The organism is Marinoscillum pacificum (assembly GCF_024714495.1).
In the GTDB taxonomy this organism is placed as follows: domain Bacteria; phylum Bacteroidota; class Bacteroidia; order Cytophagales; family Cyclobacteriaceae; genus Marinoscillum; species Marinoscillum pacificum.
The window spans coordinates 332,930-355,818 of record NZ_JAMZMJ010000005.1 but is presented as its reverse complement, the minus strand read 5'-3'; the positions used below and the strand labels follow the sequence as shown (position 1 = coordinate 355,818).

The following is a 22,889-nucleotide window of genomic DNA, read 5'->3' as shown; positions in this document are numbered from 1 at the left end:
AAGAAGTAGTTGTGAAACATTACAGCTCCACTTTTAACCCATCAAAAGCAAGCTCGATACCGTCAGGTAATTCTTGCTCTACATCTCTATGCTTGCCCAGGATATGGCTCATGTGGATGAAATAGGTTTTTTCAGCACCTATGCGTTGTGCCATATCAATAGCTTGATCTAATGTGAAGTGACTGATATGATCCTCTTTTTGAAGGGCATTCAATACCAAAACCTTTGAGCCTTTAATTTTTTCTACTTCTTCATCCGAGATAAAATTAGCATCGGTGATATAAGTGAAATCCTTGATTCTAAAACCAAATACAGGAAGCTTATAATGCATTACCTCTATTGGGGTAATTATTGAGTTCCCAATTTGAAATGGCGTGTTCGTGATCTCTTTAGTATCTATTTGTGGTACTCCGGGATATTTATTTTCTGCAAAAACGTATGAAAATTCGTTTTTCAATTGCTCTATGACTTCTTTTCTAGCATAAACAGGCATATCCATTTGCTGCTTGAAGTTGAAGCTACGCACATCATCCATTCCTGCTGTATGATCCTTGTGACCATGTGTGAAGAGCACTGCGTCAAGACGTTTCACTCTTTCACGAAGCATTTGGGTACGAAAATCTGGTCCGGTATCAACTACCAGGCTCAGATTATCAACTTCAATATGAATGGAAGTTCGAGACCTTTTATCTCTAAAATCTATAGACTGGCACACTTCACATTCACATGCGATCACAGGAATACCCTGCGAAGTGCCTGTTCCCAAAAAGGTAATGATCAAAACGAAAGTTGTGTTTGATTGATTTCCTGATACAATTTCTTATTCTTATCACTAAGTGATTTTGTATCAATATCTATTTGTTTAATTATTTCCAACAGACTGTTGATCTTGCCATCCAATGAGTAATATTTGTTGACAATAGCAATTTTGGTGTCTTTTAGAAGACAGTAGCCTGATTGGAATTTGCCTTTTTCATAACGCAAGACGTATTCCGTTTCTGAAAAAAGGTCTTCCAGTTTGTTTAAGAAATGTTTGCTATACTTAATTTCCATTGGCTAAATAATTATTCACCACTGTCACCAGATTGTCATAGTTGAGTGGTTTTGGAATGAATTCGTTTATTCCTGCTTCCTTGAAATCATCCATGCTGTAATTATTGGCGTTACCCGTGATGGCAATTATGGGAACATTGGCAATTTCTCCTGTCATTTGACGAATCTTTCTGGCGCATTCCATTCCATCCATTTGTGGCATGTGAATGTCCATTAGGATCAAATCAAAAGTCTCGCTACTCAATTTATCAATGACTTGCTTACCATTTTTTACAGCACTGATCTGGTAATTTTGTAATGTTAGGATCTTTTTTGTCAGGTTTTGGATGACAGAGCTGTCTTCAGCTACTAGAATTTTCTTACTCATCGTTTAGGTATTGATAAAGGTATGGTAACTCTCTTTAAACTCTTCCAGGCAAAACTCCAACATTTTCATATCATCTGATAGTTCATCATATGGTCCTACTTTAAGGTTTTGCTCCATTTTCATTGCAATGGTAGCAAGCCGTTCAATGCCAAACGTTCCGGCATTGCCTTTCAAGGTGTGAAGTTCTTGTCGCATGAGTTCATAATCATGAGACTTTAGATACTTCTTTGAATCAATTACTTGTTGTGTGGCTTCCACATCAAAGTCTGCCAACACACTTTCAATTAATTCTTTACCCCCAAATTTATACAACTGATTTAATGTATTTTGATTTATAACCAGTTCTTCTGTAGTTTCTTTGAAAACTTCTGAGTTTACTGACTTTGGTTCGAAGTGGATCCAGCTCTTCACTTTGTCAATCAAATTGATTGCTTTGATAGGTTTGGCGATGTAATCGTCCAGGCCTTTGCTTAAAAACTTCGTGCGATCTTCCTCCATAGAATATGCCGTCATCGCTACAATGGGGGCCAGGTTTTTTAGTTTCAAACCTTTGATTTTTTGAGTTGCTTCGACTCCATCCATTTCTGGCATTTGGATGTCCATAAAGATCAGGTCAAATTTTTTAGCTTTAACTTTTTCGATTGCTTCGAATCCACTTTGGGCTTCTTCTACTTGACAGCCTGCTTTAGTTAAAATAGTACAAGCAACGTTTCTATTTATATTGTTATCGTCTACGAGTAGAATTCTTGGACTAGTTTCTTTGAATTCTTTGATGATAGCACCATCATCTTTCTTTTCTACTACTTGCTCCGAAGGAATTGATTCTGCCCAGAAAGTAAACCAAAAAGTACTTCCAAACCCTGGGGTTGAGGCTACTCCAATATCGCCATCCATAGACTTAACCAGTTCTTTGGATATCGCCAACCCTAAACCTGTACCTGAGAAATTCTTACTGCTAGAGCTGTCTATTTGACTAAAATTCTGAAATAATTTATCAATGTCCTTTTTAGAGATTCCTATACCAGAGTCTTTAATCGAAACTTTGAACTTGTATTTATTGCTTTTCTGCTCCATCACTCTGATACTTAGGTTGATAGTTCCTTTCTGTGGAGAGAACTTGATAGCATTACTTGTTAGGTTAGATAGGACCTGAGTAAGTCGAGTTTCATCAGCTAATATGTATTCAGGTAAGCTTTCGTCTAAATGATAATACAAAGAGTTTTTACTGAGATGGGCTTGCTGGGAATAGAGCTCATATACTTTTTCGAAGGTGTCAATAAGCTTAACAGGATCCTGTCGAAGCTTCATTTTTCCTGCCTCTATTTTTGATAAATCGAGTATATCATTGAGGATATGAAGCAAGCTGTCAGATGACTTTTTAATAGTACGGATATACTCTGATTGTTCTTCATCCAGTTCAGTAGAGCCAAGTAAATCAATCATGCCAATCACTCCATTCATCGGCGTTCGGATCTCATGACTCATGTTGGCAAGGAATCTCTCTCGGATTTGTAAAGAGCGTTCGGCTACTTCTTTGGCTTCTCTTAATTGTTTATTGGTTTCTTTCAGTTTGGAAATGTCTCTAGCTACTCCTTCAATTTCGAATTGATTTCTTGTGCGTTTGATCAATCTGACGTTACTCAAAAACTGAATTTCCTCTCCAGTGCGTGTCTTGACTTCACCTTCAAAATTTTGAACTTGTTTGTGTTCATATAAGCTTTTGAAAAGCTGAGACAGTTTGCTCTTACTTATGAAAAACTGAGTGATTTGATTGCCGATGATTTCTTGTGGTGAATATCCAAGAACTCGTTCCACTGATGGGCTTACCATAGAGATGATTCCATCCATATCACACCGGAAATAAATATCCTGGAACGATTCAAAGATGTTTCTGAACTTTTCCTCACTTTCCTTCAGAGCTGTTTCTGAAGATTTTTTCTCTGTTATGTCGTTAGCAATCACTGAAATCTCATGAATACTTCCATCAGGTAGAAAAATTGGGTTGATGAATACATCTCTCCAGACTTTCTTTCCTTTCAAGGTTTTGATGCTGTGTTGGAAGTTTAAGCTTTCGCCAGAAAATGCGGCATCGTATTTTTTCGTCCAAAATTCAATGGTCTGTTTTTTGACATTTTTATTATCCAGCATTGGCAAAGACATGCCTATTTCAGGTGTGAATCCATAATATTTTACAAAGGCATCAGCATAATTCTGATTGAAAGAAGTAAATGTATAGCTTCTGTTTAGTGACCAGATTTGGTGTGTACTGCTTTCAAATATTGCATTGATTCTTGCTCCTTGGTTCTGGATTTTCTCCTCATTCTGTTTTCTTTCTAGAGCAAGAGTTATTTGCCCGGAGATAAAATCTAAGAGCTCCAAATCTTTATGGTTGTACGCTGATTGATCCAAATAGGAGAATATGCTTAATACTCCAATCGGTTTAGCATCCATCTGTATCAGAACACCTAACCAAATATTAGGTAGTGGATCATAGAGTTTAACTTTCTTTTGACTCGCTATTTTCTCGATTCCTTCATTGTAAATAATGAGAGGTTTGCCACGTTCAAATGTGTAATCTGCAAGAAGTCTTTCTACATCCTTCTTAAGAGTTGCTCCAGTTGTTTCTTCATGCTCGTTGATCCAGTAGGCATATTGGTAGGCTTTATTGGATCTCATGGCCACACTAAAGTTTCTAACTTTTAATATTTCATTTAGCTCATGATATATCTGCCCGTAGAAATCCTCCAACCGATTTCGGATGATTGTGATATTGGCTATTTTGTAGTATAGACTTTGGGCTCTCTCTGCTCTGAACCGTTCAGTGATATCAAAAAAGACACATCTATACTCTACAGGATCACCGTTTTCAAAAACCGAGGTAAGCTTGCCGATGACATAGATGTTCTTGCCATATTTGGTTCTGAGAACTGTTTCAAATCGTTCTAGACTACTTCCAGCCGTTATTTTAAGGAGATTGGATAGCGTTTTTTTGCGATAATCGGGATGAACCACATCCATGAACTTAAGGTCAAATACTTCTTCTTCTCGATATCCTAATTTGTTTCTCCATGCTTCATTGACAAACCTGAAATCACCATTAGGTTTAAAGATTTGAATGAGATCATTGGAGGAATCGAATAATTCTTTGAGATGAAAGTTGGTTTTGTCCACCAGGTCATAATAATCTCGATGAGATTTGTCGAGTTCCTTTTTTAAGGCAGCAACTTCTTCCTGAAGAGATTTGATATCAGAGTTAACCACATCCATTCCTTTAAAATTAGGTAATTAATGCTACTTTCGAGCCTGAAATGTGTGCTAAAAGAAAGATCCTGGTTTCTATAGTTGGTCCTACTGCTATCGGTAAGACGAAGTTTGCTATTGAATTGGCTAAAAAATATAATACCGAGATTATCAGCGCTGATTCGAGGCAATTTTATTGCGAAATGGAGATCGGTACTGCGAAACCTGCTCAGGAAGAACTTGCAGCTGCACCACATCACTTTATTAATTCCCATTCGATTAAAGAATATTACAACGTTGGTCAATTTGAACAGGATGTTCTCCAGCTTTTAGATAAGCTTTATCAAAAACATGATGTTGTTGTCATGGTAGGTGGATCCGGATTGTTTTTCAAAGCAGTTTGGGAGGGTTTTGATGAAATGCCGAAAGTTGATTTGAGTTTGCGAGATGACCTAAACAAAGAGTTTGCAGAAAACGGGTTAGATCCCTTATTAGAGGAACTTCAAGAGATTGATCCTAAATATTATGAACAAGTTGATCGCTATAATCATCAACGAGTAATAAGAGCTCTCGAAGTTATTCGGTCTACAGGGAAACCATTTTCCGAATTCAGGAAAGGCCATCAATCCAAAGAACGGTCTTTTGAGAATATAAAGATTGGATTGGAAATGGATCGGGAGCATTTGTTTGATCGAATCAATCAAAGAATGGATCTGATGATTGATCAGGGATTGTTTGAAGAAGCAGAATCCTTAAAGGCTTATAAAGAACATAATGCTTTGCAAACTGTAGGATATTCTGAAATATTTGGCTTTATGGATGGCGCATATGATAGGGAAGAAGCCATTAGATTATTGAAGCGAAATAGCCGAAGATATGCCAAACGTCAGATGACATGGTTTAAAAAAGACGAGGAAATTAATTGGATGCAACCAAATGACCTTGAAAAGGCCATTCAGTTGATCTCAAAATCTTTAGATGCTTAGTATCTCTACCAATCTCATCAATTCTTGATTGATTGGTTTTGCTTTAGAGATAGCAAGTTTGAAGCTTGTGAAAGTGATTTTGTCATTAACGACACCAACCATCACATTCTTTTCTCCATTTACCAGACCTTCAACAGCCGCCATTCCTAATCGAGATGACAAGATTCTGTCGTATGAAGTAGGTGAGCCTCCACGCTGGATGTGACCAAGTGTAGATACTCTAATGTCTAATTCAGGAATTTCTTTAGATACTTTTCCAGCAATTTCGTGAGCATCACCTTGCTCACCACCTTCTGCTACAACTACGATAGAAGATGTCTTTTGCTTATCTCTTCCTTCTCTTAAGGTATTGATTACATCATTGATAGTAGTAGAAGTTTCAGGAACCATTACCATTTCAGCACCTCCACCAATACCACTTTGGATGGCGATATAACCAGAGTGTCTTCCCATTACTTCAATAAAGAAAACTCTGTCGTGAGAATTAGCTGTATCACGAATTTTATCAATTGCGTCAAGCGCTGTATTTACTGCGGTATCAAAACCGATGGTATAATCAGAGCCATACAAGTCATTATCGATAGTACCTGGAGCACCTACGATTGGAATGCCATATTCTTCATAAAAAATATTAGCACCAGTAAATGTACCGTCACCACCTACAGCAACAAGACCTTCAATGCCTCTTTTCTTAAGTTGTTCGTAAGCCTTTGCTCTACCTTCTTTGGTTTTAAATTCCATAGATCTGGCAGATTTCAGGATTGTTCCTCCACGCTGAACGATGTTGGATACGGAATAAGACTTCATTTTGTAGATGTCTCCATCAATCATTCCATTGTATCCATACTTGATTCCGTAGACATCAAGCCCAAGGTAGAGCCCCGTTCTTACAACTGATCGTATACAGGCATTCATGCCCGGCGCATCACCTCCTGATGTAAAAACACCAATACTTTTCATATTTCCAAAGTTATAATTTAAGGGGCTATGTTGTTTCTTTGCTTTCGGAGGCCAATATTAGTTAAAATATCCCTGCTATTGAAGGATGATTTTCAATAATCTCCTAATTTGTAACCAGCTTATGAATATTCCTTTTTTCGATCTTACAAGACAAACGATTTCATTGCAAGAAGAGCTGGATTCTGCTTATGGTAGGGTTTTGAAAAGTGGACGATATATAGGAGGGGAAGAGGTAGAGAGATTCGAACACGATTTCGCTCAATATTTAGGAGCAAATCATTGTGTTTCTTGTGCTAATGGTACTGATGCAATTGAAATGTCCCTTGAGGTTTTAGGTATTGGGCCCGGAGATGAAGTGATTTTACCGGCATTCGGATGGATTTCGGGAAAGCACGCTGTTCAGCGAGCTGAAGCAATTCCTGTTTTTGTCGATGTTGAAGGTCATACAGGAAATATGGATGTTTCATTAATTGAGGCTGCAATTACGCCAAAGACAAAAGCGATCATGCCTACACATCTGTATGGTAAGCCTTGTGCAATTGTAGAGCTTAGGAATATTTGTGATAAGAATCAATTGTATTTAGTTGAGGATTGTGCTCAGGCACATGGGGCAGAAGTGGAAGGAAGGAAAGTAGGGAATTTCGGAGATCTTTCTGTTTTCAGTTTTTACCCTACTAAAAACCTGGGGTGTTTTGGTGATGGAGGAGCGTTAGTCACCAATAATGGGGACTTGGCTGAGTCTTTACGAAGGTTGAAAAATTACGGGAAAGATTCTGCAGGGAGTTTTACACAACCTGGTAGAAACTCAAGGTTAGACGAACTACAAGCAGCTATTTTGAATGTTAAACTTTCGTACTTAGATCAGTGGAATTCTCGACGCAAGGAAATTGCTTCGTCCTACAGTACAATACTATCTAATAACCTTCTGTTAGATTCATCTAACTCTGTTAACTATCAATTTGTTCTGAATCATGATCAGAGAGAGGTTTTTAGAAGTCACCTGGCTAAATCAGGAGTGAGTACAGAATTGCATTATAATTTCATACTTAATTCTAGCTCTGAATTTCCAAATGCTGCAAAATTATCTGAACAGGTAATGTCGTTGCCAGTCTTTCCAGAACTGACAACTCAAGAATTATCATACATTTGTGAACAATTAAAACAGATCTGATTCCATTCATTATGAAAATCAACAAGAGCAGCTTATTGCATCTGATTCCAATCACTTTATTTTTTGTACTTATCAGCGTTTTTTTTGCGCCACTTTATTCTGGAAAAACACTAGTGCAAAGTGATAATGTACAGTTAACAGGGGTTAATAAAGAGATATCCGATTACAAGGAGAATGGTGAGCAAATACATTGGAATCCACGTGAATTTTCGGGAGTTCCTTTGATGATGAGTTCAGAGTACAATCCTTTTAAAATAATGAATAACCTATTTTTTTATGGACTTTTTCCAAAGCCTATAATGATGGTTTTTGCATTGTTTCTTGGTTTTTATGTTTTGATGTTAGTTAATGGTGCCTCAAAATGGGTAGCAGGTATTGGTGCAATGGCTTATTCACTAGCATCATTTAACATTATTAGTGTAGAAGTAGGGCATGATAATAAAGTAATTGCAATGGCTTTTATGGCACCTGTACTGGCAGGTATTATACTAGCATATAGAGGCGAATTGCTTAAAGGTGGAGTTTTGACGATGATTTCTGCAGGATTTCAGTTGTATTATGGCCATATCCAAATTACCTATTATTTGCTGATTATGGTGTTGGCATATTTGGTAGTTGTGGTATACAAAACGACCAAAAGTAAGGACTGGAATTTGTTTGGAAAGGCAACTGGTGTATTGGCTGTTGCAACCCTGATTGCTATTGGGTGTAATTTCACAAAGCTTTATTCTACAATAGAATATTCTGATTACTCCACACGAGGAGGCAGCGAATTAACGAAACAAGGAGATAATGTAAGTAATGATGGGTTGAGTAAGGATTATGCCTTAAGCTGGAGTAATGGAAAAATGGAAACACTTACATTGATGTTCCCTTACTTTCATGGTGGTGCATCTGGTGAAAGCTTAGATCGCGACTCGGAAGTATTTCAGGCCTTATCTGCTCGTGGTGTTGACGCAGGAACTATTGCAAATGTAACTTCTAACGTACCTCTTTATTGGGGAAGCCAGCCATTTACAGGAGGCCCAATTTATTTTGGAATTACAGTTTGTTTCCTATTCATTCTTAGCCTATTCATTATCAAAAGCGAGATTAAATACTGGGCTCTTGTATTGATAGTGCTTTCATTACTCTTAGCCATGGGTAAAAACCTGGAATGGTTCACAGATATTTTCTTCTATTACGTGCCACTTTACAATAAATTCAGATCAGTAACAATGATTTTGAGTGTGGCTCAGTTACTTGTTCCCTTTTTGGGCTTTATGGCGCTAGACGTGCTAATTAAGAAGTCAGATAGACTCAATATAGCGAGCAAAAATGTGTTGATTTCTGTTGGTGTTGTAGCAGGGATTGGGGTATTCTTTTATTTATTTAAAAATGCATTTTTCGATTTTCAAGGATTAAACGATGCCGCGTATGGTTTTCCTGATTGGTTGCTTACTGCACTTCAAATGGATCGTAAGGACTTGTTTAATTCCAGTTTGTTGAGGTCCATCATTTTTACAATTTTAATTGGTGGTGCGCTTTGGTTGTATACTAAGAACATCATTAAGATGACACACCTGCTTATTGCTTGTGCCTTACTGATCTTAGTTGACTTATGGGTTGTTGATAAACGTTATTTAGGTGAGGATGATTTCCAAACTAATCGTAGAATGGCGCAGCAGGTTTTTCAACCATCTAAAGCGAATAAGCAAATTAACCAGGATAAGAGTTATTTCAGAGTGCTTAATCTTGCTTCTGCAAATCCATTTAGTGATGGGTTAACAGCCTATCATCACTATTCTATATTAGGATATAGTGCGATCAAAATGCAGCGTTATCAAGAGTTGATTGATAAATATATTCAAAGTGTAAATGAATCGGTTTTGGGTATGCTTAATGCAAAGTACTATATCGTAAAAGGTCAAAATGGTCCCATTGCGCAACGAAATTCAAAAGCACTTGGCAATGCATGGCTGGTGGATCAAGTTTCATTGGTGGAAGATGTTGACTCGGAATATGAAAAACTCGGTGAAATTGATCCGGCGAACGAGGCAATTGTAGACCAATCGAAGTTTCCTGCTATGTCTGAAAAGACATATTCTGCCGAAGGTTCTGTAGAGTTAAAAAAATATCATCCTGAGAAAATGATTTATTCATATATGTCTGATGAGTCTCAATTTGCAGTGTTTTCGGAAATCTACTATGCACCTGGTTGGAATGCATATGTGGATGGAGAAGAAGTAGACTATGTTAGAGTGAACTATGTTTTGAGAGGGATGGAATTGCCATCAGGTGAGCATCAAATAGAGTTTAGGTATGAGCCTTTGAGTAGTTCAAGTGGCAAGTTCATAATTTGGTGCTCTACGGTGTTGTTAGTAATTGGGTTGGGTCTATTGATTGCTAAAAGCTATTTTCCTAATGTCTTGGCTTCAAGAAGGGGAAAATAATTTTCACAATGATTTTGAAATAACTCATTCGACTTTCAATTAGGATATTATCAACAAAGTCATTGTCTTTTTCTTCCTGATAAGAAGGGTAGTCAATGACTGTTATTTCACTGGCTGCAGCAGTGTTTTTACTGGATAGTCGTTCGAGTCTTGAGTCTGCTTTAGTGTTCGTTGAATCCAAGGAAAATCCTACATTATGAATTAAGTTTTGTTCTGGTTGGATAGCGTATCCTTGCTGACTTCTAATGTTTAACGCCCAAAAATAGGCCCAAGATCTTCTTTTTAAGGTTCCATTGGGTAATTTCATCTTATCGATAATGATGGACCAAAAAGCTCTGTCAATGGCTCGAGGAAACATTTTTTTAATTTGCTTTTTAGTCAATTGAGAAATGAAGTCATCACTATCATCGTAGCTTTTCCAGGCGCGCTTCCAGGTAGCCCAACCCCATACTCTTGGATATTTACTGAGGTGGTAGGAATGGTCATTCGTTGGTCGTAAGTTGTTGCCTGATATGTGAAAAATTTTGTGATCGGAATAATGTTTTTTTAATAGTGTATCGGCGTATTTAAAAAAAGCACTCGATGGTAAACAGTCGTCTTCTAGAATAATACCAGCATCTTCATTTTCAAAAAACCAGGTGATAGATTGACTCACGGCAACTCTCAGTCCCAAGTTCTCCTCTCGATAGAGTTTGAAAACATCACATTCCCAATTGATGCTGTTGTCGATTATTTTGCGAACTTCGTTGGTAAGCGACATTTCTTTTTGATTTCTGGGTCCATCTGCTCCGATATAAATTTTAATTGGCTTAAAAAGTTTAAGCTCATTTAACAAAAGCTTTATTTTGTCAGGTCGATTAAAAACAAGGATAAGTATAGGAGTCTCAATCATTAGATTACTTAATAAAACAATTATTTATTAATGAAAATACTGATACTCAGTACATTCGAAAATAAAGGTGGGGCAGCTGTTGCCGCGCAAAGGTTGTATAAAGCGCTCAAAAAAAACAATGTAGATGTTAGGTATGGATATGTCCTTGGGAACTCTGTTCGGATTCCCTGCGAAACTTATTTTTCTTTCGCCTTAAATATCAGCCAAAAAATATTATTCTGGATAGGTTTTATTCTAGAAAGACTGGGACTTGTCCTGGCAGGAATAGATCGGAAACTCTTATACAAGTTTTCAAATGGTAACCGAGGATTGTCGATACTGAACCATCCTGCGATAAAGGATGCAGATGTGATTCATATTCATTGGACTCATTTAGGAATGCTGTCGCTCAAAACGATTGTTGAGTTGTCAAGAATTAAAAAAGTAGTTTGGACCTATCATGACTGGTGGGTGATGACAGGAGGCTGTCATTTACCACAATCATGTGAGGAATATCAGAATCAGTGTAACAATTGTTTTTATTTTAAAAATGGATCGTCAATTCCTTCTAAGAACTTGTTGGAAAAAAAACGGTTATTCGAACATTATCAAGGTGAACTGGTTGCTGTAAGTAGTTGGATGAAGAACCAAATCCTAAAAAGTAAACCTCATAAGGGGAAGTTAATAAACTTAATTGGTAACCCTATTGATACGCAGGTGTTTAATATCTTAAGCTTGGATGTTCAAAAGGCTTTTAAGAAGAAGTTTGCAATTCCTGATGATAAATTTATTGTGACTGCAGGTGCTGCAGATTTGCGTGACATAAATAAGGGGTTTGAATCAGTACTAGAGGTTATGTCAGCACTGGATGATAGGTTTTATTTAATGTTATTTGGGAATGAAGATCCTGTAATAACTAAAAGAATCGAATCTCTAAATATCCAGGCAGTACATGTAGGAGTAATAACTGATCAATCCGAAATGGCTACACTCTACAATGTGGCAGATTGCTATTTGCAAACTTCTAGACAGGAAAGCCTTTCATATACTACCATGGAATCATTGTCGTGTGGTACACCTGTAGTTGCCTTTGATGCTGGGGGGTTGAGAGATCTTGTCCTTAATGAACAAACCGGATTTATAGTTAGTCAGGTAGATGTAAAAACTGTAGTTAAAAGAATTCTGGAGCTAAAAGAGGATAAAGAGTGCTATCAGTCCGTATCGATAGCAGCTAGAGAGCATATCCTGGAAAATTATTCAGAACATGTGATTACTCAAAAGTATATCAAACTCTATAATTAGGATTTATATGCACCGATTTTCAAAAAGCGTATAGCGAATTTTAAATGTTGCCATAAGACAATCGATAAACCGAAATGTTTTTTAAGAATATAGAATCGTTCTTTCCAGCAAGTTGCTAATTGAACGTCTGAGATTCCACCTTGAAGATATTTAGAGATTGGAAGATTAACATTGGTTATGGTCTCACTACGATTCATTATTTCTAACATCCAGTTGATGTCGCTGCTACATTTATAGTGCAAATTGTACGGTTTGCATAGCTCAATTTTCGGAATGAATGATTGATGACTAACTACTTGTCCATTCAGAAAATCTTCTTTTTTTAGCTGTTTAGGAAGTTTTCTGCTGGTAAGTTCAGTTCTGCTTCCTATTACTTGTTTATCAGGAGACATTATCAAGGTTTCACCATAGAGTAAGTCAGAATTAGAGTTAGCGTTGAATATAGCTTCCAATGTGGTGGGGGTAGCTAATTCATCCCCAGCATTGAGAAATAGAATATACTCACCTTTAGCTAGTCTTAAACCTTTATTCATGGCGTCATAGACGCCTTTGTCTTTTTCGGAATAAATGGCTGTAATTTGGTTTTTGTAAGTATTGACTTTGGCTAGCGTGTTGTCCGTAGAATCACCATCTATGATAAGGTATTCAAAATCTTTCAAAGATTGGTTGATCACACTCAGAATTGTCGGCTCGATTACGTGCTCTCCATTGTAAACAACAGTAATGATGCTTATAAGTGGTTTTTTGATAGTCATTTGTTCTTTCGTGATTCTATGAATTCATAGATGGAGGGCAAATTTCTGAAAATTCCAATTTTGAATTTGATAACTCTCAATAGTTCAAAAACTATTTTCATATTGAAAGACCAGTTGCTTTTCATTGGGTATGGGCCAATAACTTCGTTTTTTTCTAATCGTTCAAATAGACTCTTCCAATCACCCATTATTTTCTTCTGGGAAAATTTTTGCTCTATAAATGACTTTCCCGCTGCACCCATTATTTGAATCGATTCGGGCGAATTAAGAAGCTTACATATTTTTTCAACTAATTTCTCCTGGTTATTTACCAAATATCCCGTTTCTTTATCAATAATTACGTCCAGATTACCATAGCGAGCACCTGCCACCACTGGGGTTCCGCAAGCTTGAAATTCTATTGCACTTCCAGGACATACTTCACTTTTGCCGTGAGGATTAATAACTCCAACAGCGGCGCTTTTCATAATGGGAATTTTTTCTGATCCCAAAAGTCCAGCGAAATGAATTGACTTGTCAATTTTTCCTTCTTCATCCAAAAGAGGAGCGGTAAACACTCTTTCATAACTCTCTTCGGCTAATTCAAAAGGACCCAATTGACAGTTTCTATTGTACAATTTGCCTGATCCGATTACCACAAGTTTTGCATTTGGTCGTTTTTCTAAAACTTTAGGCCAGGCTTGAGCAAGTAAATGGAAGCATTTTGCTGGGTGTAAACTTCCAAGGTAGACAACCAGGTTTGGGTCTCTATCCAAATTTGGAGATTGTAAATATGGTGAAGGGTCAAATCCATTATAAATCACAGTAGATTTATTAATAATAGCGTGATCTCTAACTACATCCATGGCCTCATGACCAACCCATGAGACAGCCTTTACATATCTACTTTTTGCTAGTTGATTAAGTTCTATTGGCTCAGGAATATTATGACACCATGCTATTCCCCTAATTTGATATTTCTCTAATAACCCTATGATAAACTTAGTTCTAGCTGGTTTCCATATAAAGTAATCAAAGGAGTACGTCTCGAAAACCTGGGACAGATCTTCTGGTTTGTCAATATGTATAGGATTAATATTGGTTGGTAATACACTATTATTAGGTCCAATTAAGTACCATTCTATTTCATCATTGACATGTCGTGAATAATAATAAGGAAGTGTTACAAAATTGAAGAGTGTTCCACCAATTCCTGGGTTTCCAAGTTCAGGATTTGATAAATCCACACCTGAAAAGCCAAAATTATTGAAGTAAAGACCAACTTTTAATTTCCTCATTGAAACAGAATTTTATTTAACAAACCCGTAGTTATCGCCATCCATATAGAAGCAACGATAACCTGAAAATAGTAATGTGTATGTGGTCTTAATTAGTTGTAGGAAGTTTTTCCAATTAAAAACATGTATTTCGAACAATAATACACTCGGTAGAAGTTTGTTTTTTCTTAAGTCATCGATTACACCATATTCTGAACCCTCAATGTCCATTTTGATAATGGATTTGTTACTTAACTGAATCTGTAATTGTGGTAGAAGATCACTAACTGGTTTGCATTCACATATTAAATAATTGTCCGTTTTTTTTTCTGTTGAATAAGAAATCATATTTTTCCCTTCCGGTAAATAGAATTTAAACTTCTCAGGGGTTTTACTCCAACCGAGGTTATGGAAAGTGAAGTTTTCTAACTTTTCTTTTGGTAAGATTTTGTAATGCTCGTTCTCGCTATCGAGATGATGCCTTTTATGTCCACCGTTAATAATGGTGGGTGTGTTAGTTTGCGAATTCTTAAAATAGTTGGAGACATGCTCTACGGAGAGGGGAGTAGGATCAAACATTTGAACGGTTAAACTTGGGACACTATTTGCTAAATCTATTTCAAAAGACATATCAAGTCCAATTCCAGCACTCAGTAATATATCTAAATCATCTATTCGATCATCCGGGATTTTCCAGCCACCATAGTTGGTTCCAAAATGTGTGTGATTTAGCTTTTTGAAGCTAATTAAACAATAAAGTCTAAAGAAGTATTTGCTGAGTTTTAGCATAAAATTTATAAATAACCTGCAGGCAAGCCTTTGTCTAATTGGTTTTGTGTTTTTCTATTTGATTCCGAAAATTGAAGTTTCAAAAAGTTAATCGAATCTTGAGTAATACTGTAATGAGCTTTTGCTCCTTTTTTTAATTTCGACCTAATTAACTCATTCAGTTTGTTGGGTAAATAATTGGATATTGGGAATTCACCAAGAATTTTTTTCTTAAGATTTCTAGTTATGTTATACCTCATGGAGACTCCAGAGTTTTCACGCGGAAGATTTGTTAAGAGTTTTTGACTATCACTCATGTTGATGCCCATCCAATCACTTAATTCAATTGCCACAGACTTTGGGTCATTTGTCAATGATTCAAAGGGAGTTATAAAGACGTGTTCTTTGCCAAATAACTCATAACAATATTCGATAATTCTATCATACATTAAGGACCCTAGATAACTGTGATCAAGCGTATTGGAATGATTAATCCATTCGTCCAATGTGACCGGTTTTCCATGAACTAGATCATGTGGATCAAATGGATGTTCTCTATACTGCGATTTGATTAAATCTACTTGATTGCGTATGACTAAAATAATATCAGTAAATTCAAGCTGCTTCAAGCGACTGATTTTGTTGAATATATCAGGGTGGCAAAAAAAGACGCTAGTTATAAATTCACTGCTAAAGACTTTGACTTTTGAAGAAGGGTTATCCGAAAGAAATAGGTTTAGTTGTTTCTTAGAATCATGAATTGAAAATTTATCACTGACTAGCTCATCATGCCATTGATGCAATGATTGATTAGCTAGAAAGAGTGATTGGTGATTGACCTCAATTACTTTAGATCCTGTGTTGTGTGTGGGTATCCTTCCAAAAAATTGAATATCGGGATGTATGTCAAAAAAACCTTTTTGTAATGCTGAACTGGCAGACTTGGGATATCCTATGTGGAAGAGTAATCTCATTTTCTTTTAAGGATCAAATGTGCCCCAGATCCAAGACGTAGAGGATTAAAGAGTTGTTCTATTTTGAAAAACACTTCGTTCTTAAATCCTGATCCTAATTTCTTCGGTATTGATTTAGAGGTCATTACTTCAAATCCTATTTGCTCAAAAAAGAGCTCGAGTTCTTTTAATGTATATTCCCTTACATGACCCATATGGCCCAATGTATTAAGCTTGTTCCACTCAAAATACAGATCTCGTGAAACGGCATAAGATGTTCCTTTAAAAAGCAGTTTATATAGGCCTGTAATAGATCTAGAATTTGGGGTAGTTAGATATACTATTCCACCAGTCTTAAGCGAATTATGAAGATTTTGCGAGGTTTTAATTAGGTTTCCTCTCAGGTGTTCGAATACTTCTGTGAGAATAATTAAGTCATAGCGAGTTTCTGTTTCTTTTGACCAATTGTCTAAATCTATTTTTTTAACTGTTAGCCCTAATGATGTTAGATCCTGGAATCTTTCTGGTGCAATGTCATAACTGTCGACTGTGTAACCTGTTTTAATTAACGCTAAGCTCGTTGCAAACGGTGCGGCGCCAAAGTCAGCAATATGTTTATTCTTATCGGGTAAGATATTTATCACCTCCTTAAGGTCAGAAAGAAACCTGGAGGAATGCTGGTTTAAGTATTCTGCAAACCACCCTTCGTTATTTATTGCGATTAGCTCATTAATACTTTCATCTAACTTTGTATTAAGCATTTTTAAAAATTCTGGCTAGTGTTTTATTAATAGTAAAGTTGATTTCCTCTGAGACCTTAAAGATATAGATCAATCCTAGGAAAATAACTGAAGTGATGATAGAACGAATTAGAATATTCAAGAGGGGATTGATATAAAATGGAATCGATGAAATGATAAAAGCCGTGCTGATGCCAATCAAGATGAGAAGTATGTGCTGTTTAACGAATAATCGAATTTTAAGTCTGGTTTTGATCAGAATAAATCGAAAGAGTTGATCTGAAAATGTTGTTAGGAAAAACGCAATAGCAGCACCATTAAGGCCTAAAGAAGGAATAAGTAACCAATTAAGAAATACTATCAAAAAGGCACTTAACATCATCAAATAAAGCATGAAGTTTTTGAGTTGAGAGAAAAGCAATAATTCACCACTTGGACCAAATATCATACTGATAAGTTTAGCACAACCAACCCCAATAATTACCCAGTATCCCAATGCAATTTGCTCACCTTTAGATACCATTAGAAAGAAATCATCCAAGTTAGTAATTACTCCAATGGTAATAAGCATGCCGATGATTCCAAGGTTCAGACTAGCTCGCTGATAAATATGCTCAATTTGATTGATGTCATTTCTCTTGAAAGTATCAGAAACAAGGGGGCCAACGATAAAACTCATAGCCCTTTTAGGCATTTCTATGATGATACCAATGAACATACAAGTCGTAAAGATTCCATTCGCTTCTAGTCCTAAGAACTTAGAAGTCATCAAATAACTGATGTTGGTAATGATCGAAATTCCGATGCTTGTGAGGAGTGTATAACCTGAATAGTTAATTAATTCTTTAAATAATTTTTTCTCTATGGATTGGAAATGAAAATTTAGTGCAAAATGTTTTTTAACAATTAAGTAAGAGATAAATAGTACCGAATTCAACATATAAAATCCACAAAGAAATACGATGAATTGTCCGAACTCAATCTTTTCTAATCCATATAATAATACCAATACTAAACTTGCTAGTCTTAAGACTACTTCTTTGAGAAAAGAAGGAAATATTATGTTGAGATTTGATCGTGATATACTAAATAAATATTCAAAAAAGGACTGAAAGGAAAGTATTAAAATTGTAATAAAAATATAGTCTATATACGCTGATGATTTCTCCTCAAAAAACAGCGCAATTTGATCAATGAAAAAATAGGAAAGCGATGCAATCAGTAAATTTGATATTAGTAGAATTGATAAATGAAGCGTAATTATTGAATTTCTAGTATCCTTGTTGTTCCTAAATGAGGGGAAGTATTTAACCACTGAACCACTCATTCCCAGTACAGCAACAGGAATCATCATTGTGGCATTTGATTGAATTAAACGGATCAAACCGATTTGATCAAACTCAAGATATTTAGGCAAAAGTACGAGGGTGTTAATGTATCCAATTACTACCCCAGCATACATCATTAGTGATGTCCAAAAACTCTGCCTTATTACTATTCCCATGAATTATAATTGTCATGCGAAGATCGCTATTATTAATTCAAATCCTTTTGGAGCGTTGGATTTTTGAAATATTAAGTTTTTCTAAATTCATTTATATTTGATCCAATACAAATAAAAGCTATAATGAATAAACTAATCTTCGGCCTTTTAGGCCTTGTTGTTCTATGTGGTTCGTGTAATAAAGACGAATCTGTCCCTCAAGGGAGTGTAATTTTATCTGCTAGTGTTATAACTGATGTACGTAACGGTAGAATTTTGGAGGATCAAGTGTCTTCTGTTATTATTTCTGTCGAGATGGATGGTGAGCTTGTGCTCAGCAACTATGAAGTTGATGTTTACGGATTTCAATCAGAGCCTGTTCTCTTAGAAATAGGTGATTATGAGGTTACTAAGTTTTTACTTCTCAATGAATCGGGTGAGGTTATTTACGCTACACCAATGGAAGGTTCTGCATTGGGTACCTTAGTTGAGAAACCTTTACCAGTACAATTTACCATTAGTGCTGATGAAGTTAATAACTTAAGTCTCGAGGTAATACCTACCTCTTCGATTGATCCTGAAGATTTGGGGTATGCTGCATTAGGTTATGAAATAGTTCCAACCGTTCAGATTCTGGTTAGTAGTTTGGTTCAAAATGGTGAATCAACTTCATTTGAGGTTGTTGACCTTAAAGTTACTGCTGATGGGGTTGAATTGTTTACTGAGGAGTTAAGCGATTCTATTAATGTAGTAACATTGAGAAGTGATTTTACAACAATTGATATTGAATTTATACTAGGAGATAGTCTTTCTGAAGTGAGGTCTTTGTCAGCGGCAGATCTATTGACTTATAGAACTGTTCCTTTGACGGTAGTCTTTAAAATTGCTGAAAGTAATGTAATGACATTTCGACCAGGACCAACTACAGGTAACGATGCTTTGGTAAGTTTGTTGATGCCAGATAATAATTATGGAGATTATGAAGATATTCACCTTTATTCATGGACTGTTAATGGGAGTTTTGAGACACATCATGTTTTAATAGACTTTGATTTGTCTGATCTACCAGAAAATGCGATAATAGATGCAGCCTATTTATCCTTATTTTATAATAATACATCAGTTTATAGAATATCATACCATCCTCACAATTCCGGTAATAATACCTTTAGTGTTAATAGAGTTTTGGAAGATTGGAATGAAATGACAGTAACCTGGAATAATAAGCCTGAAATTTCTGAAGAAGATCAAGTTATTGTTGAAAATAGACCTGGAGATGAAATTGATTATGATAATATTGAGGTTACAGAATTAGTCAAGGATATGTATGCTAACCCGTCATCTAACCATGGTTTATTAATTAAACATGATGTAGAAGCAGTGTACAAAGTTGCTTTTTTCGCATCAAGTGAGCATCCAAATGAAAGCTTAAGACCAAAATTGGAAGTTTATTATCATTAACTAAAAAACCATAATTTAACTGCCATACCAATTACGGTAATCAAAAGAAATAGACGGACCCATTTGTCGTCCACATTAACTGACCATCTGCTGGTAACCCAGGCACCTACTGAGTTGCCAGCAGCCAGGGTCAAGCCATAATCCCATCTTACCTGATCTTCTATAATGAAAATGACTAGTGCAACTGCCGTATAGCACACTATTACAAAGGACTTAATGCTATTGGTTTTAACCATGCTGAGTCCGTGTATGCCTGTTAAAGTAGCAATAATCAAGAAACCTACACCGGCTTGAATAAATCCACCGTAGAGCCCAACAAAGAAGAATAGGATGATGCTTAAGGCTTTACTTTTTGGAGTAAAAACTTCTTCTTCGCCTTTTTTAATGAGGTAGGGCTTGAGTATAGTTAGAGCCATTACCAGAAGCATAACAATGGCCAGGATCTTATTGAATACTTCACCTCGAATATCCATGGCGAAGTACGCTCCGATAATACTTCCTATTACTGCCGTAATGGATACATAAATTGCAAATGGAAATACCGATACACCTTTGCTCTTGTAACCTCCAACCGCTACAACACTTTGAAGAAAGACGCCAATTCGGTTGGTGGCGTTTGCTGCAACAGGGGGTAAGCCCATGAATATAAATATAGGCAGTGTGATCAGTGATCCGCCACCAGCAAGCGTGTTAATTACACCTGTTACAAATCCGACGCTAATGAGAATCAGGACGTCTATTAAACTCATAGAATTAACTCATACTCCGAAACTTTACACTCCAGAGTGTCTTTACATACCTTAAGAAGTTCGGTATTGGTTTTGCCAATGGTCGGGTGAACCTCATTGGGAGCGATTTCTGCAAGTGGCATTAATGTGAATTTTCGATCTGCAATACCTGGATGAGGAACAATTAGATCATTTTCTTCAATGACTTCATTTTCTGTGTAAAGTATATCGACATCTATGATGCGTTCGCCCCATTTTTCTTCCCGTATTCTCCCCATCCGTCTTTCCGTTTCCATACAAGCATCCAGTAAGTTGTCCGCAGAAATCAAAGTGTCTACTCTCAAAACCATATTAAGAAACCATGGCTGATCCACCTTGCCCCAAGGAGCAGACTCATAGACAGACGAATAATCTACAATTGTCATGTTAAATGTTTCAAGGATCTCAGCAGCACGCTTTAAATTTCCCAGCCGTTCACCCAAATTGGTTCCTAGTAATAGATAAATTCCTTTCATCAAAAGTGATCAAACATTTGTTAAGATCAACCGTCTTAAAGAGACGGTATCGTTAGATTTGTAAAACTAAGTACTATTTTAAAGACAACACATGGCATTTCTTCGTAATCTATTGGCCGTTCTGGTCGGATTATTCATCTTTTCATTATTAGGTTTATTTATACTTTTGGGAATTATTGGAGCAGCAGCAAGTACAGAGGATGTTCCAATTGTGAAACCAAACACAGTTCTTCACCTGAATCTCAATGGTGTCATAGTAGAAAAGGCTTTAGATGATCCTTTTCAGGAGACTTTTGGTGGTGGCCCTAAAACAATCAGCTTGCTAGACTTGATCCATTCGATTGAAGTTGCCAAGAATGATGATAATGTGACAGGGATATATCTGGAACCACAGTTTCTACAGGCAGGATATTCGTCTTTGCAAGAAATCCGTGATGCCATATTGGACTTTAAGGCCTCAGGGAAATTCGTACATGCGTATGGAACCTACTTGAGTGAAGGTGATTACTATTTAGTGTCTACAGCGGATTCGATTTTCTTAAATCCTGAAGGTTCTTTAGAATTTAATGGTTTGACTGCAGGTGTGACGTTCTTCAAAGGCTTATTCGATAAGCTAGATATTGAACCTCAAATTTTCAGAGTTGGAGAGTTCAAAAGTTATATCGAGCCATTCGTAAGGAAATCAATGAGTGAAGAGAATCGACTTCAATTGACTGAATTGATCACTTCTGTTCATAATACCTATTTGAGGAATGTATCAGAGGTAAGAGGGATTCCAATTGAGACTTTAAGGGGGATTTCAGATCAAATGAAAGTAAGGTTTCCTGAAGATGCTGCTAGTTTAGGCTTGATATCAAAAGTAGCTTATGAAGACGAAATGGTTAGTCTTTTGAAGAGGGAAGTGGGCATTGCGGAAAGTAAGGATTTGACTTTGATGAAGTATTCTAAGTATATGAAAACTATTTCATCTAGTTATTCTTCCAATAAAGTTGCTGTGATTGTGGCCAATGGTGATATCGTGATGGGTTCAGCAAATGATGCCATTGGAGGAGATCAGTTTGCTAAGGAAATAAGAAAAGCTAGAGAAAATGATGCAGTTAAGGCGATCGTTTTGAGAGTGAATTCTCCAGGTGGAAGCTTAACTGCCTCTGATATCATTTGGAGAGAGATCATGTTGACTAAAGGTGTGAAACCAATCATTGCATCAATGTCAGATGTAGCAGCTTCAGGAGGCTATTTTATCTCTATGCCATGTGATACCATAGTGGCTCAACCTAATACCATTACCGGGTCGATTGGGATATTCGGTATGATGTTTAACATAGGTAGCTTTTTGGAAAATAAATTGGGTATTACCAATGAGTCGGTCAATACAGGGGAGTTTTCTGATATCATGACGATCTCCCGTCCATTGTCAGAATATGAGAGAGCAATTATTCAGGGACAGGTAGAAGATGGATATAAAACTTTTACTACCAAAGCTGCTGAAGGAAGAAATATGCCTTTAGCAGAGTTAAAGAAATATGCCGGAGGAAGAGTTTGGAGTGGATCCCAAGCTTATGAAAGAGGTTTGGTAGATATCTTAGGTTCATATGAAACAGCGATTGCAATTGCTGCGGACAAAGCTGGTATTTCAGATGATTATGAAATTAGATATTACCCTGAGCAAAAGTCTTTTATTGAGCAAATAATTCAGGACTTGAGTGAGGCAAAAGTGAAAGTGTTTGCAAACGAGGCAGATGTATTCGCTCCGTATTTAGAAAAGGTGAAATCGCTGGAAAGAATGAATGGTATCCAGGCGAGAATGCCTGGAGATTTGATTATACAATAGAGTAGAAACTCTTGATT

20 protein-coding genes are annotated in these 22,889 nt (G+C 36.6%); 6 read left to right on the top strand and 14 right to left on the bottom strand.

Translation table 11 applies throughout. From position 1 onward, the window contains the following. Window positions 1-19: 19 nt before the first annotated feature. The 4 genes from NXS00_RS14520 to NXS00_RS14505 are packed head-to-tail and all read right to left on the bottom strand — an operon-like array spanning window position 20 to window position 4,687. Window positions 20-781, bottom strand: coding sequence for an MBL fold metallo-hydrolase (locus tag NXS00_RS14520; RefSeq protein WP_258099945.1), 762 nt, complete (start codon window positions 779-781; stop codon window positions 20-22). Further along, on the bottom strand, window positions 778-1,053 hold the full coding sequence (locus NXS00_RS14515; RefSeq protein ID WP_258099943.1) for a hypothetical protein: 276 nt from the start codon (window positions 1,051-1,053) through the stop codon (window positions 778-780). Before NXS00_RS14515 ends, NXS00_RS14520 begins: the two co-directional genes overlap by 4 nt. Then, window positions 1,043-1,420 carry a response regulator gene (locus NXS00_RS14510; protein ID WP_258099942.1) on the bottom strand — a complete coding sequence of 126 codons (378 nt, stop codon included), beginning with the start codon at window positions 1,418-1,420 and terminating at the stop codon, window positions 1,043-1,045. The genes NXS00_RS14515 and NXS00_RS14510 overlap by 11 nt, the downstream gene beginning before the upstream one ends. A 3-nt stretch (window positions 1,421-1,423) precedes the next feature. After that, window positions 1,424-4,687 carry a PAS domain S-box protein gene (locus NXS00_RS14505; protein ID WP_258099941.1) on the bottom strand — a complete coding sequence of 1,088 codons (3,264 nt, stop codon included), beginning with the start codon at window positions 4,685-4,687 and terminating at the stop codon, window positions 1,424-1,426. 41 nt (window positions 4,688-4,728) lie between these two features. Here NXS00_RS14505 and miaA point away from each other — a divergent pair, with 41 nt between their 5' ends. Then, complete coding sequence (gene miaA, locus NXS00_RS14500; RefSeq protein ID WP_258099940.1) at window positions 4,729-5,646, top strand: tRNA (adenosine(37)-N6)-dimethylallyltransferase MiaA; 918 nt, start codon at window positions 4,729-4,731, stop codon at window positions 5,644-5,646. On the opposite strand, the gene pfkA is transcribed toward miaA, so the two are convergent. Further along, on the bottom strand, window positions 5,635-6,606 hold the full coding sequence (gene pfkA, locus NXS00_RS14495; RefSeq protein ID WP_258099939.1) for a 6-phosphofructokinase: 972 nt from the start codon (window positions 6,604-6,606) through the stop codon (window positions 5,635-5,637). The two genes, miaA and pfkA, sit on opposite strands and share 12 nt — an antisense overlap. 121 nt (window positions 6,607-6,727) lie before the next feature. Between pfkA and NXS00_RS14490 the strand changes: the two genes are divergently transcribed. Further along, window positions 6,728-7,777: a DegT/DnrJ/EryC1/StrS family aminotransferase gene (locus NXS00_RS14490; RefSeq protein WP_258099938.1), complete on the top strand. Its 1,050-nt coding sequence runs from the start codon at window positions 6,728-6,730 to the stop codon at window positions 7,775-7,777. A gap of 11 nt (window positions 7,778-7,788) precedes the next feature. After that, window positions 7,789-10,209, top strand: coding sequence for a YfhO family protein (locus tag NXS00_RS14485; RefSeq protein ID WP_258099937.1), 2,421 nt, complete (start codon window positions 7,789-7,791; stop codon window positions 10,207-10,209). On the opposite strand, the gene NXS00_RS14480 is transcribed toward NXS00_RS14485, so the two are convergent. After that, window positions 10,178-10,969: a hypothetical protein gene (locus NXS00_RS14480; protein WP_258099936.1), complete on the bottom strand. Its 792-nt coding sequence runs from the start codon at window positions 10,967-10,969 to the stop codon at window positions 10,178-10,180. The genes NXS00_RS14485 and NXS00_RS14480 overlap by 32 nt on opposite strands. Window positions 10,970-11,131: 162 nt before the next feature. Here NXS00_RS14480 and NXS00_RS14475 point away from each other — a divergent pair, with 162 nt between their 5' ends. After that, on the top strand, window positions 11,132-12,382 hold the full coding sequence (locus tag NXS00_RS14475; RefSeq protein ID WP_258099935.1) for a glycosyltransferase: 1,251 nt from the start codon (window positions 11,132-11,134) through the stop codon (window positions 12,380-12,382). Here the strand turns inward: NXS00_RS14475 and NXS00_RS14470 are convergent. From NXS00_RS14470 to NXS00_RS14445, 6 genes are read right to left on the bottom strand one after another with little or no spacing between them, the layout of a single operon-like run. Continuing rightward, window positions 12,379-13,137 (bottom strand): glycosyltransferase family 2 protein, encoded by a 759-nt coding sequence (locus NXS00_RS14470; RefSeq protein WP_258099934.1) that lies wholly within the window; start codon window positions 13,135-13,137, stop codon window positions 12,379-12,381. The two genes, NXS00_RS14475 and NXS00_RS14470, sit on opposite strands and share 4 nt — an antisense overlap. Beyond that, complete coding sequence (locus NXS00_RS14465; protein ID WP_258099933.1) at window positions 13,134-14,414, bottom strand: glycosyltransferase family 4 protein; 1,281 nt, start codon at window positions 14,412-14,414, stop codon at window positions 13,134-13,136. Before NXS00_RS14465 ends, NXS00_RS14470 begins: the two co-directional genes overlap by 4 nt. A gap of 12 nt (window positions 14,415-14,426) precedes the next feature. Beyond that, window positions 14,427-15,182, bottom strand: coding sequence for an FkbM family methyltransferase (locus tag NXS00_RS14460; protein WP_258099932.1), 756 nt, complete (start codon window positions 15,180-15,182; stop codon window positions 14,427-14,429). Between the two features lie 5 nt (window positions 15,183-15,187). Further along, the gene (locus tag NXS00_RS14455) at window positions 15,188-16,135 is read right to left on the bottom strand and encodes a hypothetical protein (protein WP_258099931.1); all 948 of its coding nucleotides are present in this window, start codon (window positions 16,133-16,135) and stop codon (window positions 15,188-15,190) included. Then, the gene (locus NXS00_RS14450) at window positions 16,132-16,875 is read right to left on the bottom strand and encodes a class I SAM-dependent methyltransferase (RefSeq protein WP_258099930.1); all 744 of its coding nucleotides are present in this window, start codon (window positions 16,873-16,875) and stop codon (window positions 16,132-16,134) included. The genes NXS00_RS14455 and NXS00_RS14450 overlap by 4 nt, the downstream gene beginning before the upstream one ends. Then, entirely contained in the window at window positions 16,868-18,358 is a 1,491-nt protein-coding gene (locus NXS00_RS14445; protein WP_258099929.1) for an oligosaccharide flippase family protein, read from the bottom strand. Before NXS00_RS14445 ends, NXS00_RS14450 begins: the two co-directional genes overlap by 8 nt. A 123-nt stretch (window positions 18,359-18,481) precedes the next feature. Between NXS00_RS14445 and NXS00_RS14440 the strand changes: the two genes are divergently transcribed. After that, window positions 18,482-19,798, top strand: coding sequence for a DNRLRE domain-containing protein (locus NXS00_RS14440; RefSeq protein ID WP_258099928.1), 1,317 nt, complete (start codon window positions 18,482-18,484; stop codon window positions 19,796-19,798). On the opposite strand, the gene NXS00_RS14435 is transcribed toward NXS00_RS14440, so the two are convergent. Further along, window positions 19,795-20,547, bottom strand: coding sequence for a sulfite exporter TauE/SafE family protein (locus tag NXS00_RS14435; protein WP_258099927.1), 753 nt, complete (start codon window positions 20,545-20,547; stop codon window positions 19,795-19,797). The two genes, NXS00_RS14440 and NXS00_RS14435, sit on opposite strands and share 4 nt — an antisense overlap. Next, window positions 20,544-21,041, bottom strand: a complete 498-nt coding sequence (gene folK / locus NXS00_RS14430) for a 2-amino-4-hydroxy-6-hydroxymethyldihydropteridine diphosphokinase (RefSeq protein WP_258099926.1) — start codon at window positions 21,039-21,041, stop codon at window positions 20,544-20,546. Before folK ends, NXS00_RS14435 begins: the two co-directional genes overlap by 4 nt. Before the next feature lie 91 nt (window positions 21,042-21,132). On the opposite strand from folK, the gene sppA reads away from it, so the two are divergent. Beyond that, the gene (gene sppA / locus NXS00_RS14425; protein WP_258099925.1) at window positions 21,133-22,872 is read left to right on the top strand and encodes a signal peptide peptidase SppA; all 1,740 of its coding nucleotides are present in this window, start codon (window positions 21,133-21,135) and stop codon (window positions 22,870-22,872) included. Window positions 22,873-22,889 lie beyond the last annotated feature (17 nt).

What these genes read in the sequence shown, in the direction of transcription:
- NXS00_RS14505 (WP_258099941.1), bottom strand. Translation starts at nt 4,687, where the DNA reads ATGGATGTGGTTAACTCTGATATCAAATCTCTTCAGGAAGAAGTTGCT.
- NXS00_RS14465 (WP_258099933.1), bottom strand. Translation starts at nt 14,414, where the DNA reads ATGAGGAAATTAAAAGTTGGTCTTTACTTCAATAATTTTGGCTTTTCA.
- NXS00_RS14510 (WP_258099942.1), bottom strand. Translation starts at nt 1,420, where the DNA reads ATGAGTAAGAAAATTCTAGTAGCTGAAGACAGCTCTGTCATCCAAAAC.
- folK (WP_258099926.1), bottom strand. Translation starts at nt 21,041, where the DNA reads ATGAAAGGAATTTATCTATTACTAGGAACCAATTTGGGTGAACGGCTG.
- NXS00_RS14480 (WP_258099936.1), bottom strand. Translation starts at nt 10,969, where the DNA reads ATGTCGCTTACCAACGAAGTTCGCAAAATAATCGACAACAGCATCAAT.
- NXS00_RS14450 (WP_258099930.1), bottom strand. Translation starts at nt 16,875, where the DNA reads ATGCTTAATACAAAGTTAGATGAAAGTATTAATGAGCTAATCGCAATA.
- NXS00_RS14460 (WP_258099932.1), bottom strand. Translation starts at nt 15,182, where the DNA reads ATGCTAAAACTCAGCAAATACTTCTTTAGACTTTATTGTTTAATTAGC.
- miaA (WP_258099940.1), top strand. Translation starts at nt 4,729, where the DNA reads ATGTGTGCTAAAAGAAAGATCCTGGTTTCTATAGTTGGTCCTACTGCT.
- NXS00_RS14440 (WP_258099928.1), top strand. Translation starts at nt 18,482, where the DNA reads ATGAATAAACTAATCTTCGGCCTTTTAGGCCTTGTTGTTCTATGTGGT.
- NXS00_RS14445 (WP_258099929.1), bottom strand. Translation starts at nt 18,358, where the DNA reads ATGGGAATAGTAATAAGGCAGAGTTTTTGGACATCACTAATGATGTAT.
- NXS00_RS14455 (WP_258099931.1), bottom strand. Translation starts at nt 16,135, where the DNA reads ATGAGATTACTCTTCCACATAGGATATCCCAAGTCTGCCAGTTCAGCA.
- NXS00_RS14475 (WP_258099935.1), top strand. Translation starts at nt 11,132, where the DNA reads ATGAAAATACTGATACTCAGTACATTCGAAAATAAAGGTGGGGCAGCT.
- sppA (WP_258099925.1), top strand. Translation starts at nt 21,133, where the DNA reads ATGGCATTTCTTCGTAATCTATTGGCCGTTCTGGTCGGATTATTCATC.
- NXS00_RS14485 (WP_258099937.1), top strand. Translation starts at nt 7,789, where the DNA reads ATGAAAATCAACAAGAGCAGCTTATTGCATCTGATTCCAATCACTTTA.
- NXS00_RS14490 (WP_258099938.1), top strand. Translation starts at nt 6,728, where the DNA reads ATGAATATTCCTTTTTTCGATCTTACAAGACAAACGATTTCATTGCAA.
- NXS00_RS14470 (WP_258099934.1), bottom strand. Translation starts at nt 13,137, where the DNA reads ATGACTATCAAAAAACCACTTATAAGCATCATTACTGTTGTTTACAAT.
- NXS00_RS14515 (WP_258099943.1), bottom strand. Translation starts at nt 1,053, where the DNA reads ATGGAAATTAAGTATAGCAAACATTTCTTAAACAAACTGGAAGACCTT.
- NXS00_RS14435 (WP_258099927.1), bottom strand. Translation starts at nt 20,547, where the DNA reads ATGAGTTTAATAGACGTCCTGATTCTCATTAGCGTCGGATTTGTAACA.
- pfkA (WP_258099939.1), bottom strand. Translation starts at nt 6,606, where the DNA reads ATGAAAAGTATTGGTGTTTTTACATCAGGAGGTGATGCGCCGGGCATG.